Raw genomic sequence first — 14,511 nt, forward strand, 5'->3', positions numbered from 1 at the left:
GTCTGTAAGATCGTCTTACACCGCCGTGAGAACGCTCCCCGAAGGAAAAGACCGGGAACAGCCGGGGTTTAGCCGGCCACAGGTACCACGATCCGGCCGCGAATCTTGCCGTCCATCAGCCGGCTGGCAGCCTCAATGGCATCGTCAAAAGGCACTTCGGTCATCATATCGTCCAGCAGCTCGGTGGAGAGATCCTGTGCCAGGCGCTCCCAGGCATACAGGCGCTCGGTTTTCGGTGCCATAACGCTGTCGATGCCACACAGGGTTACCCCGCGCAAAATGAACGGCGCCACTGTTGCCGGGAAATCCATACCTGCGGCAAGACCGCACGCGGCCACCACTCCCTGGTATTTCATGCCCGCGCAGACATTGGCCAGCACCTGACCACCCGCCACATCAATGGCCCCCGCCCAGCTTTCGCGGGTCAACGGCTTGCCGGGCTCGCTCAGCTCGGCCCGGTCCAGTATCTGGCTGGCACCGAGAGATTTCAGATACGCTTCTTCTTCACGCCGGCCGGTCACGGCGGTCACCGAGTATCCCAGTTTGGCCAGTACAGCAACGGCCACGCTGCCGACGCCGCCGGTGGCTCCGGTAACCAGAATATCGCCGGAATCCGGTGTCACCCCGTGTTTTTCAAGGGCAATCACACACAGCATGGCGGTGTAACCGGCGGTCCCGATGGCCATGGCCTGGCGGGCCGTGAATGCCGATGGCAACGGAATCAACCAGTCGCCCGACAACCGGGCTTTCTGGGCCAGCCCACCCCAATGCTTCTCGCCCACGCCCCAGCCGTTCAACACCACTTCATCACCAGCTTTGAAGTCAGGATTGGCGGACTCCGTCACCACCCCGGCCAGATCAATGCCCGGAACCATCGGATAGCTCTTGGCAATGGGCGCCCGACCGGTAATCGCCAACGCATCTTTATAGTTCAGGGTGCTGTAGGCCACCTCAACGGTCACGTCGCCTTCCGGCAACTGGGCCTCGTCAACGGATTTCAGGGCCACCTGCTGGTCAGCCCGGCTGCCTTCGATCAAAATTGCTTTAAACATATTGCCTCCACAGATTCGGTTACGTGAATTGCATCAATCAGCAACCACGGACCAATGCCAGAAAACCACGGGCAAATTGATCCAGCGGTTGCGGTGTTTGTTCAAGCTTCGCGCGCAGAACCGCACCCTCCCAGCCTATCCAGAAAAACTCTGCCATCTGCTCCACCACCAGGCTTTCCGGCACCTGCCCGGCCTGGCGCGCCTCTTCCAGAACCCGGGCAATCCGGCCTTCCCAATCCCGGAACACCCGGCTGAGCAGGCTGCGGAAACTCTCCGGCAAGGCCGCCATCTCTTGGCCCAGGTTGCCAATCAGGCAACCTCGCCGATAGTCGAACCTGGCCATCCCGGCCTTGGCGTCCTCGACAAAGGCCTCAATACGCGCCAGCGGTGATCGCGAGTGATCAGACAGGGAGCGCTCCAGTTTGTCGGCAAAGAACCGACCGTAGGCCTCAATCAATGCCTGGCCGAACGCCTCTTTGTTGTCGAAGTAGTGGTAGAAGGAGCCCTTGGGCACCCCCGCCTGGCGCAGAATCTCATCCAGCCCGGTGTAGGAGTATCCTTTCTCCGTCAACGCCGCCAGGCCCACGCCGATTAACGCTTGCCGGGTGTTCTGGTACTGCGCGTTTGACGACTTTGGCGGTCGGCCCCGCCCGCGTTTGACTGGTGTCTGGCTCATCGAATCCTCAAATTAGACCGAGTGTCTAATTAATATCGCAAAAATTTAGACCGGTTGTCTACTAAAATACTGAAACCGTTCCCCGGAGGCTCCGGAACACCGAAGCCGCCGCGCCCCGAGTGCTCAGAAAAAGCCGAGCGGATTGCTGTCGTAGCTGGTCAACATACACTTGGTTTGCTGATAGTGCTCCAGCGCCATTTTGTGGGTTTCACGGCCAACGCCGGACTTCTTATAGCCGCCGAAAGCGGCATGGGCCGGGTACGCGTGGTAACAGTTCATCCAGACCCGGCCGGCCTGGATGTTGCGACCCATGCGATAAGCCCGATTGGTGTCACGCGTCCACACGCCCGCCCCCAGGCCAAATTCGGTATCGTTGGCGATGGCCAGCGCTTCCGCTTCGGTCTTGAACGTGGTCACACCCACCACCGGGCCGAAAATTTCCTCCTGGAACACGCGCATTTTGTTGTCACCCTTGAACAGGGTGGGCTGGATATAGAAGCCGTTATTGAATTCGCCTTCCAGATGCTCACGATCGCCGCCGGTCAGCACAACTGCCCCCTCCTGACGACCAATCTCCATATACGACATGATCTTGTCGAACTGTTCTTTCGACGCCTGGGCCCCCACCTGGACATCGGTATCCAGCGGATTGCCGCGCTTGATGGCTTTGGTGCGCTCGAGCACCTTTTGCATGAAGGCTTCGAACATATCCTCCTGAACCAGGGCACGGGACGGACAGGTACAAACCTCGCCCTGATTGAAAAACGCCAGCACCAACCCCTCCACGCACTTGTCGATAAACTCGGGCTCGGCCTGCATGACGTCAGAAAAGTAGATGTTCGGCGATTTGCCGCCCAGTTCCACAGTGGAGGGAATAATGTTCTCGGCGGCACACTTGAGAATATGAGAGCCAACCGGCGTCGACCCCGTGAACGCGATCTTGGCAATACGCTTGCTGGTCGCCAGGGCCTGACCTGCCTCAGCCCCGTATCCGTTCACGATATTGAGCACACCGGGCGGCAGCAGATCGCCAATCAGCTCCATCAGAATCAGAATGCTGGCAGGAGTCTGCTCGGCGGGTTTGAGCACCGTGCAGTTGCCGGCGGCCAGGCAGGGTGCCAGCTTCCAGGCCGCCATCAGTAGCGGAAAGTTCCAGGGTATGATCTGGCCAACAACCCCCAGCGGCTCATGAAAATGGTAAGCCACGGTGTTGTGGTCAATTTCGCCGGCATGGCCTTCCTGGGCCCGAATGCAGCCGGCAAAATAACGGAAATGATCGGCCGCCAGCGGAACGTCGGCATTGAGCGTTTCGCGCACCGCTTTGCCGTTGTCCCAGGTTTCGGCCACCGCCAGCCTCTCCAGGTTGGCCTCAATGCGGTCGGCAATTTTCAGCAGAATATTGGAGCGTTCGGTGGTTGAGGTCTTGCCCCAGGCCGGTGCGGCTTTGTGTGCCGCATCCAGTGCCAGATCAATATCTTCAGCACTGGACCGGGGTATCTCACAGATAACCGTACCGGTGACCGGAGTAATATTATCAAAATACTGCCCTTTGACCGGCGCCACCCACTCGCCGCCGATAAAGTTTTCATAACGGGATTTGAAGGAAACAACGGAGCCGTCTTTTCCCGGTTGTGCGTAAATCATATTCTCTGCCTCTTGTTGTGATTGCCACAGAACACTGCAGCCTTTTGCAGTAACACAACAAAGGTAGACCCCAATCCGGTACATGGGTATTCCGGCGTTGGGCAAATGACCTAGCCATTGGTCTTAGCAGAAATCGAACCGGTCGAGCTCGGCAATACAATCTTCAACGAACGAGGCCGGATGAACCATCACCGCCTCATCGGCCACTACCCCGAACTGCACTTGCCCGCCATAACTGACGATACTGACACCCAGGCCAATGTCGCCAGCCTGAGGGACCCAGAACATCTGCTCGGTGATGGCGCAACCGGCGAGATAACGCGTTTCCGGCGTACCGGGCACATTGGAGACAACCGCTGACGCCTTGCGGAAGAAGAGGTCTGCCAACGGTTTTCGGCCGGCTTCCGGGATCAGTGCCGCACAGCTGGTCAAACCCCAGGCGAGGCCCGGCTGCCAGCTCTTTTTCAGCTTTCGGGTTTCGTGTTTGATCCGGAATAACCGCTCCAGAGCGCTCTCGCCATCGACCGGCAGGGGCACAAACACCGTGCCAAAGCAGTTGCCCGGTTCTCCGTCTGCAGGCCGGATGTCGTCCGGCAGGCGGGCCCGGATATCCACCGGCACCGCCGCGTGCATCACGGCATCCTCCAGTTGCTCCGGCGTGAGTCCCAGGCGAGGCTTGACCGCGGCCGCCACACAGGCCAGCAAGACGTCGTTGATCGTGGTATGCGTGGCCCGGGCAATATCGCGGAAACGGGCCAGAGGCACCGGCGAGGACCACCGGCAGCTACGTCGCCCCAGCAACGGGCGCCTGAGCTCTGAAGGCGAATCGTCCGGAGTGCCAACAAACTCGCTGAACTCGTGCACCAGGCGCAGGCCCTGTTCCACCGCCCGGCCCGCCACGCTTTTGCCTCCGGCCGGGATGGCATCCACTGAACCGGTGCCTGCCGGCATGGTTTCGGCCAGACGCGCCTCCAGCCAGCGTTGTGCGCCCGCCATCCAGGCGCTTGCCCGCGGTTCTTCCCGGGCTCCGTAAACCGCCGGGTACTGGCGCGGTGACGCCGGGCAAAGACGATCAAAGATGCCCAGCAGGGAGAGGCCGTCGGCGTAGCAATGGTGCAGCCGCAAAACCAGCGCGGCGCCCCCGCGCGCATTCGGTGCCAGCCAGAATTTCCAGCGGGGACGATACAGCGGCAAAGGTTCATTCAACCGCTCAGAAACCCAGTCTTGCAACTGCTCCGGTTCAAAACGGTCGAGCGCCACATCCAGGTGCTGGGGCGCGGAGAACGTGAGATCTTTCTCCCAGTACCAGGCCGGCGCACGCCACACCGGCCGGCAGCGGAAACGCTCCCAGGCCAGCCAGTAAACGGTAAGAAACTCCCGGAAACGGCCGGACGTGAGCCCATCGACCCGCAGCATGATGGTAATGGTCATCGGGTTATCAGACCGCTCCAGAGCCAGCCAGGCCGAATCCGAAGGCAGCATGAGATGCGATTGCTCCTGGCTCAAATCTGATTATCCCCGATCCATAACGTGCCTGCTGAAAAGAAAACCAATCGGGCATTGTGCCAGAGTCGGCATACCCGCTCCATCATCCTGCATGGCGCACAGAGTTACAAAAAATTACACGTGAGTAACTGTTCAGTCCTATACTGGTTATAACGCCCGATGCAATGGTTATAGCCTGTCGTCCGCATCAGGCCGTTGGCCCCGGCACTCTTCTTTCTGAGGCACGGGGGCCACTAAATCCGTTCGGCATTCGCGGTACAAATGTCAAACCGGCACCGCACAACCAAAACACAATAAAAGCGGCCGGAGGGAGATGAGTCATGAAAGCCAGTCATGTTCGCAAACTGATCAAACCGATTGAGAGCGCCTACTCGGAAATGTTCTCCGGTCGCGTTTATCGCTTGGGCCGCGGAGCCGTGTCTGTGCGCAATCACAGTGGCGCTGCCGAACACACGGTGATCGGTGTTCATGGTTTTCTGGAGAATCACTGCTACTTCACCCAGGCTTACGATGGCCCGACCACCGAACTGATCCTGCTCACTTGCAGCAATTACCATATCCCGGTTAATGGCGTCACACCGGAGAATCCGGAGTGGGAAGTCCCGGTCAAACACCTTGAAGGCACCATTGAATACGATGCCTGCCTGCTGAATCAGGCACTGCAGAACCTGCCAAGCACCGATAACGTTCGGGTTCACGGGCATTCCCGGGGTGGGGCGGTGATTCTGGAGGCAATAAAGCAACGGCCGGAGCTTTATGACAACGTGGAAGTGGTACTGGAAGCACCGGTACTACCCCAGGGCAAAATCCACGCCCTGGTGACAACGCTGCTCGAGCCCGTCAGCCATGGTATGTGGCCCTGGCTGATCCGCCTGATCAACAGCGCCCCCCAGTCTGCCTACGGGCAAACCTTCTTCGGCCGCATGAACCCGCGCAAGCGGCAATTGCTGGGCAAACTGTTCTACGCCACCAAAGACCACCTGACCATCGTTCGCAACATCGAGAACATCATGGAATGGATGGCACGGACTGACACCTCCGTTTACCGCCATGTCCGCCATGGCACCTTCCTGATTCCGGCAACCGACCGGATTCTCGATCGTCAGGCCATGATCGCCAGCGCCCGAACCAGCCCCACCACCATGCGCATCGTGGAAACCGAAGCCCCAAGCCATTTCATCATTCTCGACAGCAAAGAGTGGGTCCCCGGCCTGGAAACCCTGGGAGCCATCGTCCAGGCCTGAGCCCGCAGGCAACCGGCAGGTGCGCGTTCCCTGCCGCTTCGATAAACTGGTGTTTTTCCGCCCGGTTGATTGGAGTGTGCAATGTATCGCGAACGGCTGGTAGCCACCGAGGTCCAGACGGAAAACGCCCATCGACTGAAGCGTCTGCTGCTGGAGTATCACGATTTTCGCCAGCACAAGGCGGCTCATTCGTTGCGGGATAACGCCCACAGGATTGCAGACTGGCAAGCCGGGCGACTGAAGCGCACCCACCAGGACCTTTACCGGCACCCGGGGTATCACACCGGCCTGGAATTTCTGCTGACCGATCTCTATGCCCCCGCGGGCATGACCCGCCGGGACGACAATATCGATCGGGTTTTCCCCAAAATGGTGAAATGGCTGCCCGATCACCTGCTCGCCACCTTCTCGGGCCTGGTCGAGCTGAACCTGATCACCCAAAGTCTGGATCTGGAACTGGCGGAACAGCTGGATCAACAGGGGATCAGCGCTGGCTGCCTGGATGATCAGCGCTATTGCGATGCCTACCGGACCAGCGGCCAGCTACCCGTCCGCAAGCGCCAACTGGCACTGGTGGCCGAAACCGGCCATGAACTGGATCGCTACGTTCGCAACCGGTCGCTGGGCTGGCTACTGTCGATGGCCCGGGGCCCGGCTGAGATGGCCGACCTGGGCGATTTGCACAGCTTTCTCCACCGGGGCTACAGCGCCTTTCGGAAGATGGATCGGGTGGATGCCCTGATCCATCGCCTGATCAGCCGGGAGCAACGGGTGATGGACAACATTCTGGCCGGTCACCCCGCCCCCTTTCAGCTGCCGGATGACCTCTAGTGCGGCTCAGGCTCCGATAATCTGATCCAGCTGGGAGTGAATCTCCTGCTCAATACGGGACTTGAACGGCCGTAACATCAGACCGAGCTCCAGATGCACGTGCAAGTCGTGCTCGGAGAGATCCAATTGCCCTTTGACACCGCTGCGCTTGAATTTCAGCAGGTCACCCTCCCACTGATAATTGACGTCGAACTGCCGGGACAAGTCTTTGGCCAGAGCTTCGGCCGCTGCACGGGCGTGTTCTTTGTCCAGGGAATGGGCGCGATGGATATCGATAACAGACATGAATCAGTTTTCTCGGTAATTTGGAAACGGTTTTACAGTGTAAGCCGCGAACAAACTTGTAGCCAAGACCTCAACGGTTAGAATATGGCATTCAGATTCTGACAGGACCAACTCCCATGAGTGAGCAGCAAGCACCGGGCACCCCAGGCAATGGCCCGGACGAAGTGACCCATTTCGGCTTCCGCGATGTACCAAAGAGCCAGAAAGCCGGCCAGGTGGCCCAGGTTTTCCATAGTGTGGCCGGCAAGTACGATCTCATGAACGACCTGATGTCCATGGGCATCCATCGCCTGTGGAAGCGCTTTACCATCGAGCTCAGCGGTGTCCGCCCCGGCCATCAGGTGCTGGACATTGCCGGGGGTACCGGTGACCTGACCATGAAATTCTCGGATCTGGTCGGCCCCTCCGGCAGAGTGGTGCTCGCCGACATTAACGCGTCCATGCTGCAAGTGGGCCGTAGCCGGCTGACGGACCGGGGCTACGCTGGCAACATCGAGTACGTGCAGGCCGATGCCGAACATCTGCCGTTCCCGGACAACAACTTCCAGGCGGTCTCCATTGCCTTTGGCCTGCGCAACGTCACCGATAAAGACCAGGCGCTGCGGGATATGGCCCGGGTTCTGAAGCCAGGGGGCAAGGTGATGGTGCTGGAGTTCTCCAAGCCCACCAACCCGCTGCTGAGCAAGGCCTACGATACCTATTCCTTCACCGCTCTGCCCCTGATGGGACAGCTGATTGCCGGGGACAGCGAAAGCTACAAGTACCTGGCCGAGTCCATCCGTATGCATCCGGATCAGGAAACTCTGAAAGGTATGATGGAAAATGCCGGCCTGGTGAACTGCAAGTATTACAACATGACCGGGGGCATCGTGGCCCTGCACGTGGGAATCAAGCCCTGATGTTTCCCGGCCCGACTCTGCTGTCCGCCGTTGGCGCCGTAATCGAGGGCGCACTGAACCGGGCACTGGGACTGGACCCGGCAGGCCAGCGCGCCCTGCTGGAAGCCCTTTCGGGGCCGGTACGATTCACCGTTACCGGGCCGTTGACTGTGCACTGGACGCTGGATCGCGTTGGCGAGCGACGGGTGCGGGTGAGCAGCACCACAGAGCAGTCACCGGTGCTTACCATCTGCGGACGCCCGGTGGCATTCGCTGCACTGGCCCTGGGAGATGACCGGGTATTCGCCGACGAGCGCCTGACCGTTGCAGGCGATACCGCCCTCGCCCATCAGCTGCAGCGGGCCCTTGACCAACTGCAACCGGACTGGGAAGCCGCCATGGCCGGTCACCTTGGCGATGTACCTGCCCACTTTCTCGGCAGGCGCATCCGGCATTCGGTCAAGTGGAGCCGGCAAGCCATCCAGACCATGAATGCCAACGTGGAAGAATACATCCACGAGGAGAGCCGCGCGCTGCCCGGCCGTCGAGAACTGGAAGCGACATTCCGGGACATTGATGAACTGAACCTGCGCACCGAACGCCTGGAAGCGCGCCTAAACCAACTGGCACTACCCGGCAGCAACAACGATACGGAGACCCTGTGACCCGCCTGCAACGCTTGTTCCGAATTGCCTGGGTATTCTGCCGCTACCGGCTGGACACATTCTTACCGCTGTCTGAATTACCAACGCCCCTGAAGATTTTCTTTCTGCTGGCCCCCTGGCACCTGTTTCCGCAACCGAAACTGAGCCGTGGTGACCGGTTGCGCCTGGCGCTGGAAGAACTTGGGCCGGTGTTTGTCAAATTCGGCCAGATTCTCTCTACCCGCCGGGATCTGCTACCCGACGACATGGCGGCCTCCCTGAAACAGCTGCAGGATCGGGTGCCGCCCTTCCCGAGCAACCAGGCCCGGGGCATCATCGAGCAATCGCTTGGCGCTCCGGTGTCCGAACTGTTTGCCGAGTTTTCGGCAGACCCGATGGCTTCGGCCTCGGTCGCTCAGGTTCATGCGGCCACCTTGCCCAATGGCCGAAAGGTGGTGGTCAAGGTCCTGCGCCCGGGCATTGAAAAAGTGATTCGCCAGGATCTGGCCCTGATGTATCTGATGGCTGGTCTGCTGGAGAAATACTGGTCTGAAGGCAAGCGCCTGCATCCGGTGGAGGTGGTCGCAGACTACGACTCCACCATTCACGATGAACTGGATCTGCAGCGGGAGGCGGCCAACGCCAGCCAGTTACGCCGGAATTTCGACAACTCCCAACTGATCTACATTCCGTTTATCGACTGGGACTACACCCGCAAATCGGTGCTGGTGATGGAGCGGATTCACGGCATTCCCATTGCCGATGTTCCGGCTCTGGAGGCGGCGGGGACCAACATGAAAGTCCTGGCGGAAAAGGGCGTCGAGATTTTCTTCACCCAGGTGTTCCGCGACAGCTTTTTCCACGCCGATATGCACCCGGGCAATATCTTCGTGGATGTCACCAACCCCGCCGACCCGAAATACATTGCCATTGATTTTGGCATTGTCGGCACGCTCGCACCGGATGATCAGAGCTATCTGGCCCGCAACCTGCTCGCCTTCTTCCGCAGGGACTATCGCCAGGTCGCGCAACTGCATATCCAGTCCGGCTGGGTGCCCGCGGATACCCGGGTCAACGAGTTTGAAGCGGCCATCCGCACGGTATGTGAACCCATTTTCGAGCGCCCCCTGAAAGACATTTCGTTCGGCCATTTCCTGCTGCGCCTGTTCCAGACTGCCCGGCGGTTCAACATGGAAGTGCAGCCGCAGCTGGTACTCCTGCAGAAGACGTTGTTGAACGTCGAGGGCCTGGGCCGCCAGCTGTATCCGGATCTGGACCTGTGGAGCACGGCGCAGCCGTTTCTGGAAAACTGGATGCGCCAACGCGTTGGCCCCTCCGGCCTGATCAAGTCGTTGCAGAGCCATTTGCCGTCCTGGCTCGAGCAATCTCCGGAAATGCCCCAGCTGGTGCATGATGCGCTGCTGCAGTTGCGCGCCAGTGGCCCGACCGAAGAACAGAATCGGGCCACACTGGCGCTGATGAAAGAGCAGCAGCAACGCACCGAACGCCGCTGGCGGCGCGGGTTCGTTGCCGCCATGCTGGCAGGCATTGCGATCCTGGGCAGCCAGCCACAGGCAAGCCAGTGGGCGGCTGATCTGCCGGTCTGGAGCTGGGCATTGCTTGCCGGCGCCACTGGCGTCATGCTCCGGGGCAGCCGCTGAACCATCAAAGAATCAGGATTCATCAATATGCAAGATTCCAGCGCTAACGTCGTCCAGCCTGATTGGCTTGACGACATCCAGTGGACAGACGATGGCCTGGTGCCTGCCATCGCCCAGGACGCCGAAACCGGCGATATCCTGATGATGGCATGGATGAACCGGGAATCCCTGCAGCTGACGGTAGAAGAAGCTCAGGCTGTGTACTGGTCCCGGTCCCGGGGCAAACTATGGCGCAAAGGAGAGAGCTCCGGCCACCAGCAGGTGCTCAAGGACATCCGGCTTGACTGCGATGCCGACGTCATTCTGCTGAAAGTGGAACAAAAAGGGGGTATTGCCTGCCATACTGGTCGGCGGAGCTGTTTTTACCGGTCCCTGAAAGACGGCCAGTGGGTAAGTACCGATCCGGTACTGAAAGACCCGGCCAGCATCTACGGCAGTAACTGAGGAGCAGACAACGTGAGTGATGTACTGGAACGACTGGCACAGGTTCTCGAAGAACGGAAGCAAGCGGCTCCCGACACATCTTATGTCGCCAGTCTGCACGCCAAGGGGCTGAACAAGATTCTGGAGAAGGTCGGAGAGGAGTGCACTGAAACCCTGCTGGCCGCCAAAGATGCGGAACAGTCCGGAGAAACCCGGGCGCTGGTCTCCGAAACAGCCGACCTGTGGTTTCACAGCATGGTGATGCTGTCGCGACTGGGCCTGGGCCCGCAGGACGTTCTGGAGGAGCTTGCCGGTCGCTTCGATCTGTCAGGCCTGGAAGAAAAGGCGTCGCGGAAATCATGAGGGAGTACCCCTAACGGGTATTTCCGCATGGGGTCGCGGTTGGCGTACAATAACCTGAACAGCAACATTTGAATGAGGAACCCTTATGGGTATCAGTATCTGGCAACTTCTCATCGTACTCGGCATCGTCATCCTCCTGTTCGGAACCAAGAAACTCCGCAACATCGGCAGCGACCTCGGCGGCGCCATCCGTGGATTCAAAAAATCCATGAGTGACGAGGAGGAAAAATCTGCAGACCAGAAACCACTGGAAGAGCAGAACGCCGAGCAGCAGACACCGGCCGAAGAAAAGCCCAAAGAAAAACAAGGCTGAGCACCATCTGAATGTTCGACATCGGCTTTCTGGAGCTGCTGATTTGCGGCGTGATTGCATTGCTTGTGCTCGGCCCCGAGCGCTTACCGACAGCGGCACGGGCAGCGGGCCGCTGGGTTGGCGGTGCCCGGCGCATGGTCAGCCAGTTCACCTCCGAGCTTGATCGACAGCTGAAAGCCGAGGAATTGCGTGAAGAACTGCGCAAGGCCGGCGATGTCGGCCTGGACGATGTCGAGAAAACCGTGCGTGGCGCACTGGATGAAGCCAAAAAGTACGAGCACATGATATTGCCAGACGACCCGGCAGCCAAAGTCCGCCCGGCACCGGCGGGCGATCGGGAAACGCCACGCTCCGCCGCTGAAGGCCGCAGCGATGCAGACAATGCCCACGCGCCAGGGCAGGCCAATATCGATAAACCGGCCGATAACCGCCATCGCAAGACCGACGCATCCAGCCCTTCGGATAAGGATTCATGAGTTCTACGCCAAACGGTCAGCCGACATCGAGTGAACAGCCGGATATGCCCCTGATCGAGCATTTGCTTGAACTGCGCAACCGGCTCCTGAAAATGGTACTGGCAGTGATTATCTGCTTTGCCATCATCTACCCGTTTGCCAACGAGCTTTATCTGCTGTTGTCCCAGCCTTTGCGGGACTTGTTGCCGGTGGGCCAGACCATGATCGCCACCGACATCACCTCGCCGTTTTTCGCCCCCCTGAAACTGGCACTGGTGCTGGCGGTGTTCGTGGCCATTCCGGTTATCCTGTACCAGCTCTGGAGCTTCGTCGCCCCCGGGCTTTATGCCCACGAGAAGCGCCTGGCCTTTCCGTTGCTCTTCACCTCGGTTCTACTGTTCTACGCCGGCGCCGCGTTCGCCTATTTCGTGGTATTTCCGCTGGTGTTCGGCTTTTTCACCGCCATTGGCCCCGAGGGCATCGTCGAGCTCCCCGACATCAGCAGTTATCTGAATTTCGTGCTGAAGATGTTCTTCGCCTTCGGTATTGCCTTTGAAATCCCGATTGCCACCGTCTTGCTGATTCTTTCCGGTGCGACCACACCCTCAGACCTGGCGGCGAAGCGGCCATACGTTGTGGTGGGCTGCTTTATCATCGGTATGTTGCTGACACCGCCGGATATCATCTCGCAAACCTTGCTGGCCCTCCCCATGTGGGTTCTCTTTGAGTTCGGTATTTTGTTCGGCCGCCTGGCTCACCGTGAGCGTGTGGCAGCCAGCGAGGAAGAGCCTGAAGCCTGATGAACCTGGCTCTGTTGTTTGAGGAAGACTTCATTGCCCCCGACTGTGTCCGGCTGTCCGGGCGTCGCCTGGATCATCTGAAGACTGTGCTCAAGGCGGGCGAGGGCCATCGCATCCCGGTCGGCCGAGTAAACGGTCTGATGGGTTATGGCGACATACGGTCTCTGACCGACACCGAGGCCGAGCTGCAGGTGGTGCTGGACCAGACGCCGCCGGCGGCGTTACCACTGACCCTGATTCTGGCCATGCCCCGGCCCAAGATGTTCCGGCGCGTCCTGCAGACCTGCGCGTCGCTGGGCGTAAAAGACCTTTGGCTGATCAACAGCTACAAGGTAGAAAAGAGCTTCTGGCAAACCCCCTGGCTCTCGGACGAGCATCTGAGAGAAAACCTGGCACTCGGGCTTGAACAGTCAAAAGACACGGTGATGCCCCGGGTGCATATCCGCAAGCTGTTCAAACCCTTCGTTGAAGATGAGTTGCCGGCACTGCTGGCCGGCAAGCACGCCCTGGTGGCACATCCGGGCATGGCCACCCCCTGCCCCACCCACCTCAATGAGCCAACCGCTCTGTGCATCGGCCCTGAGGGTGGATTTACCGATTACGAAGTCGGAAAGCTGGAAGAAGCCGGCTGCCAAAGCGTGCATCTCGGCCCCAGGATTCTGCGGGTGGAAACCGCCGTGCCGGTGCTGGTTAGCCGGCTATTCGACCCCTGTCTCTGACACGACGGTGGCCCGACCATAAAACGGTCACCCTTCCCGACGCGACCAGACCCTGGCTATGGGGGTTATAACCGCCACCAGTAATGCCCCTGCCAGCAACCCGAAAACCCCATCGCCCAACATGGTCACCAGCCCCATAGGCAACCCAGACATCGCTTCAGCCCAATGATGAATGGTTTGAGATACCACCGGGATGCCGTGGGTGAGGATACCGCCACCCACCAGAAACATGGCCACGGTGCCCAGCACCGACAGGGTTTTCATCATCCAGGGCGCCAGCCACAAAATGCCCTGCCCCAGTTTCTGGGCGAAGGCACTGGCTTTCTGGCTGAGATAAAGGCCGGCATCATCCAGCTTGACAATGCCCGCCACCAGCCCGTAAACGCCGACTGTCACCATCAAAGCCACGACAGTCAGCACCGCAAACTGCATCCCGAAGCTCTTGTCTGCAACAGTGCCGAGCGTGATGGCGATGATTTCCGCCGAAAGAATAAAATCTGTGCGAATGGCGCCTTTGATCTTGTCTTTTTCGAGTGCCTTCATATCGGCTTCAGGGCGTTTCAGCGCGTCACGCCGGGCCTGCCGGCGCTGGGCCTCTTCCTCTTTGTGAAAAAACTTATGAACAAGCTTTTCAAAGCCCTCATAGCAAAGGAAAGCGCCACCGAGCATCAACAGAGGGGTAATAAGCCAGGGAACAAAGAAGCTGATCGCCAGCGCCGCCGGCACCAGAATGGCCTTGTTAACCAGCGAGCCCCTGGCAACCGCCCAGACCACCGGAATTTCGCGGGCCGGGCGCACTCCGGTGACCTGTTGCGCGTTCAGTGCAAGGTCATCGCCCAACACCCCCGCGGTTTTCTTGGTGGCGGCCTTGGTCATCACCGCCACGTCATCCAGTACGGTGGCAATATCATCAAGCAAGACAAGCAGACTGGAGGCAGCCATAAACAGTTCCTTTGCAGATTAGAAAAGAGCGCGCGGAGTTTACGAAAACACGCGGCCGGAGAACAGTTTCGGCTG

Annotated in this window: 17 protein-coding genes; 11 read left to right on the forward strand and 6 right to left on the reverse strand. The window is 59.4% G+C overall.

Annotated elements, in window-relative coordinates:
- Positions 1 to 68: 68 nt before the first annotated feature.
- The 4 genes from ACP2AU_RS15025 to ACP2AU_RS15040 form a co-directional block, all read right to left on the reverse strand.
- Complete coding sequence (locus ACP2AU_RS15025; protein WP_426377032.1) at positions 69 to 1,052, reverse strand: MDR family oxidoreductase; 984 nt, start codon at positions 1,050 to 1,052, stop codon at positions 69 to 71.
- A gap of 37 nt (positions 1,053 to 1,089) precedes the next feature.
- Positions 1,090 to 1,728, reverse strand: a complete 639-nt coding sequence (locus tag ACP2AU_RS15030; RefSeq protein ID WP_426377033.1) for a TetR/AcrR family transcriptional regulator — start codon at positions 1,726 to 1,728, stop codon at positions 1,090 to 1,092.
- Between the two features lie 123 nt (positions 1,729 to 1,851).
- Positions 1,852 to 3,372, reverse strand: coding sequence for an acetaldehyde dehydrogenase ExaC (exaC, locus tag ACP2AU_RS15035; RefSeq protein WP_426377034.1), 1,521 nt, complete (start codon positions 3,370 to 3,372; stop codon positions 1,852 to 1,854).
- A 123-nt stretch (positions 3,373 to 3,495) separates the two neighbouring features.
- Positions 3,496 to 4,854 carry a WS/DGAT domain-containing protein gene (locus ACP2AU_RS15040; protein WP_426377035.1) on the reverse strand — a complete coding sequence of 453 codons (1,359 nt, stop codon included), beginning with the start codon at positions 4,852 to 4,854 and terminating at the stop codon, positions 3,496 to 3,498.
- 344 nt (positions 4,855 to 5,198) lie between these two features.
- Between ACP2AU_RS15040 and ACP2AU_RS15045 the strand changes: the two genes are divergently transcribed.
- Positions 5,199 to 6,122 (forward strand): alpha/beta hydrolase, encoded by a 924-nt coding sequence (locus tag ACP2AU_RS15045; protein ID WP_426377036.1) that lies wholly within the window; start codon positions 5,199 to 5,201, stop codon positions 6,120 to 6,122.
- An 81-nt stretch (positions 6,123 to 6,203) separates the two neighbouring features.
- Positions 6,204 to 6,953, forward strand: a complete 750-nt coding sequence (locus ACP2AU_RS15050; protein WP_426377037.1) for an FFLEELY motif protein — start codon at positions 6,204 to 6,206, stop codon at positions 6,951 to 6,953.
- A gap of 6 nt (positions 6,954 to 6,959) precedes the next feature.
- Here ACP2AU_RS15050 and ACP2AU_RS15055 read toward each other — a convergent pair whose 3' ends face one another.
- Positions 6,960 to 7,238 (reverse strand): polyhydroxyalkanoic acid system family protein, encoded by a 279-nt coding sequence (locus ACP2AU_RS15055; RefSeq protein ID WP_426377038.1) that lies wholly within the window; start codon positions 7,236 to 7,238, stop codon positions 6,960 to 6,962.
- Between the two features lie 116 nt (positions 7,239 to 7,354).
- Between ACP2AU_RS15055 and ubiE the strand changes: the two genes are divergently transcribed.
- From ubiE to ACP2AU_RS15100, 9 genes are all read left to right on the forward strand, one after another.
- On the forward strand, positions 7,355 to 8,137 hold the full coding sequence (gene ubiE / locus ACP2AU_RS15060; protein WP_426377039.1) for a bifunctional demethylmenaquinone methyltransferase/2-methoxy-6-polyprenyl-1,4-benzoquinol methylase UbiE: 783 nt from the start codon (positions 7,355 to 7,357) through the stop codon (positions 8,135 to 8,137).
- Positions 8,137 to 8,781: a ubiquinone biosynthesis accessory factor UbiJ gene (locus tag ACP2AU_RS15065; RefSeq protein WP_426377040.1), complete on the forward strand. Its 645-nt coding sequence runs from the start codon at positions 8,137 to 8,139 to the stop codon at positions 8,779 to 8,781. Before ubiE ends, ACP2AU_RS15065 begins: the two co-directional genes overlap by 1 nt.
- The gene (gene ubiB / locus ACP2AU_RS15070) at positions 8,778 to 10,421 is read left to right on the forward strand and encodes a ubiquinone biosynthesis regulatory protein kinase UbiB (protein ID WP_426377041.1); all 1,644 of its coding nucleotides are present in this window, start codon (positions 8,778 to 8,780) and stop codon (positions 10,419 to 10,421) included. The genes ACP2AU_RS15065 and ubiB overlap by 4 nt, the downstream gene beginning before the upstream one ends.
- 27 nt (positions 10,422 to 10,448) lie before the next feature.
- Positions 10,449 to 10,865 carry a phosphoribosyl-AMP cyclohydrolase gene (hisI, locus tag ACP2AU_RS15075; RefSeq protein WP_426377042.1) on the forward strand — a complete coding sequence of 139 codons (417 nt, stop codon included), beginning with the start codon at positions 10,449 to 10,451 and terminating at the stop codon, positions 10,863 to 10,865.
- Between the two features lie 12 nt (positions 10,866 to 10,877).
- Complete coding sequence (locus tag ACP2AU_RS15080) at positions 10,878 to 11,207, forward strand: phosphoribosyl-ATP diphosphatase (RefSeq protein WP_426377043.1); 330 nt, start codon at positions 10,878 to 10,880, stop codon at positions 11,205 to 11,207.
- Positions 11,208 to 11,292: 85 nt separating this feature from the next.
- Complete coding sequence (gene tatA, locus ACP2AU_RS15085; RefSeq protein ID WP_426377044.1) at positions 11,293 to 11,520, forward strand: Sec-independent protein translocase subunit TatA; 228 nt, start codon at positions 11,293 to 11,295, stop codon at positions 11,518 to 11,520.
- A gap of 11 nt (positions 11,521 to 11,531) precedes the next feature.
- A complete protein-coding gene (gene tatB / locus ACP2AU_RS15090) occupies positions 11,532 to 11,996 on the forward strand; it encodes a Sec-independent protein translocase protein TatB (protein WP_426377045.1) in 465 nt (154 codons plus the stop codon).
- A complete protein-coding gene (tatC, locus tag ACP2AU_RS15095; RefSeq protein WP_426377046.1) occupies positions 11,993 to 12,775 on the forward strand; it encodes a twin-arginine translocase subunit TatC in 783 nt (260 codons plus the stop codon). The genes tatB and tatC overlap by 4 nt, the downstream gene beginning before the upstream one ends.
- Positions 12,775 to 13,494 carry a 16S rRNA (uracil(1498)-N(3))-methyltransferase gene (locus ACP2AU_RS15100; protein ID WP_426377047.1) on the forward strand — a complete coding sequence of 240 codons (720 nt, stop codon included), beginning with the start codon at positions 12,775 to 12,777 and terminating at the stop codon, positions 13,492 to 13,494. The genes tatC and ACP2AU_RS15100 overlap by 1 nt, the downstream gene beginning before the upstream one ends.
- A 27-nt stretch (positions 13,495 to 13,521) precedes the next feature.
- Here the strand turns inward: ACP2AU_RS15100 and ACP2AU_RS15105 are convergent, their stop codons facing one another.
- Complete coding sequence (locus ACP2AU_RS15105) at positions 13,522 to 14,436, reverse strand: DUF808 domain-containing protein (protein WP_426377048.1); 915 nt, start codon at positions 14,434 to 14,436, stop codon at positions 13,522 to 13,524.
- Between the last annotated feature and the right edge of the window lie 75 nt (positions 14,437 to 14,511).

Source organism: Marinobacter sp. VGCF2001, from assembly GCF_049943275.1.
GTDB lineage: Bacteria > Pseudomonadota > Gammaproteobacteria > Pseudomonadales > Oleiphilaceae > Marinobacter.

What these genes read in the sequence shown, in the direction of transcription:
- ACP2AU_RS15025 (WP_426377032.1), bottom strand. Translation starts at nt 1,052, where the DNA reads ATGTTTAAAGCAATTTTGATCGAAGGCAGCCGGGCTGACCAGCAGGTG.
- ACP2AU_RS15050 (WP_426377037.1), top strand. Translation starts at nt 6,204, where the DNA reads ATGTATCGCGAACGGCTGGTAGCCACCGAGGTCCAGACGGAAAACGCC.
- ACP2AU_RS15055 (WP_426377038.1), bottom strand. Translation starts at nt 7,238, where the DNA reads ATGTCTGTTATCGATATCCATCGCGCCCATTCCCTGGACAAAGAACAC.
- ACP2AU_RS15105 (WP_426377048.1), bottom strand. Translation starts at nt 14,436, where the DNA reads ATGGCTGCCTCCAGTCTGCTTGTCTTGCTTGATGATATTGCCACCGTA.
- hisI (WP_426377042.1), top strand. Translation starts at nt 10,449, where the DNA reads ATGCAAGATTCCAGCGCTAACGTCGTCCAGCCTGATTGGCTTGACGAC.
- ACP2AU_RS15100 (WP_426377047.1), top strand. Translation starts at nt 12,775, where the DNA reads ATGAACCTGGCTCTGTTGTTTGAGGAAGACTTCATTGCCCCCGACTGT.
- ACP2AU_RS15045 (WP_426377036.1), top strand. Translation starts at nt 5,199, where the DNA reads ATGAAAGCCAGTCATGTTCGCAAACTGATCAAACCGATTGAGAGCGCC.
- ubiE (WP_426377039.1), top strand. Translation starts at nt 7,355, where the DNA reads ATGAGTGAGCAGCAAGCACCGGGCACCCCAGGCAATGGCCCGGACGAA.
- tatB (WP_426377045.1), top strand. Translation starts at nt 11,532, where the DNA reads ATGTTCGACATCGGCTTTCTGGAGCTGCTGATTTGCGGCGTGATTGCA.
- exaC (WP_426377034.1), bottom strand. Translation starts at nt 3,372, where the DNA reads ATGATTTACGCACAACCGGGAAAAGACGGCTCCGTTGTTTCCTTCAAA.
- ACP2AU_RS15040 (WP_426377035.1), bottom strand. Translation starts at nt 4,854, where the DNA reads ATGCTGCCTTCGGATTCGGCCTGGCTGGCTCTGGAGCGGTCTGATAAC.
- tatC (WP_426377046.1), top strand. Translation starts at nt 11,993, where the DNA reads ATGAGTTCTACGCCAAACGGTCAGCCGACATCGAGTGAACAGCCGGAT.
- ACP2AU_RS15030 (WP_426377033.1), bottom strand. Translation starts at nt 1,728, where the DNA reads ATGAGCCAGACACCAGTCAAACGCGGGCGGGGCCGACCGCCAAAGTCG.
- tatA (WP_426377044.1), top strand. Translation starts at nt 11,293, where the DNA reads ATGGGTATCAGTATCTGGCAACTTCTCATCGTACTCGGCATCGTCATC.
- ACP2AU_RS15065 (WP_426377040.1), top strand. Translation starts at nt 8,137, where the DNA reads ATGTTTCCCGGCCCGACTCTGCTGTCCGCCGTTGGCGCCGTAATCGAG.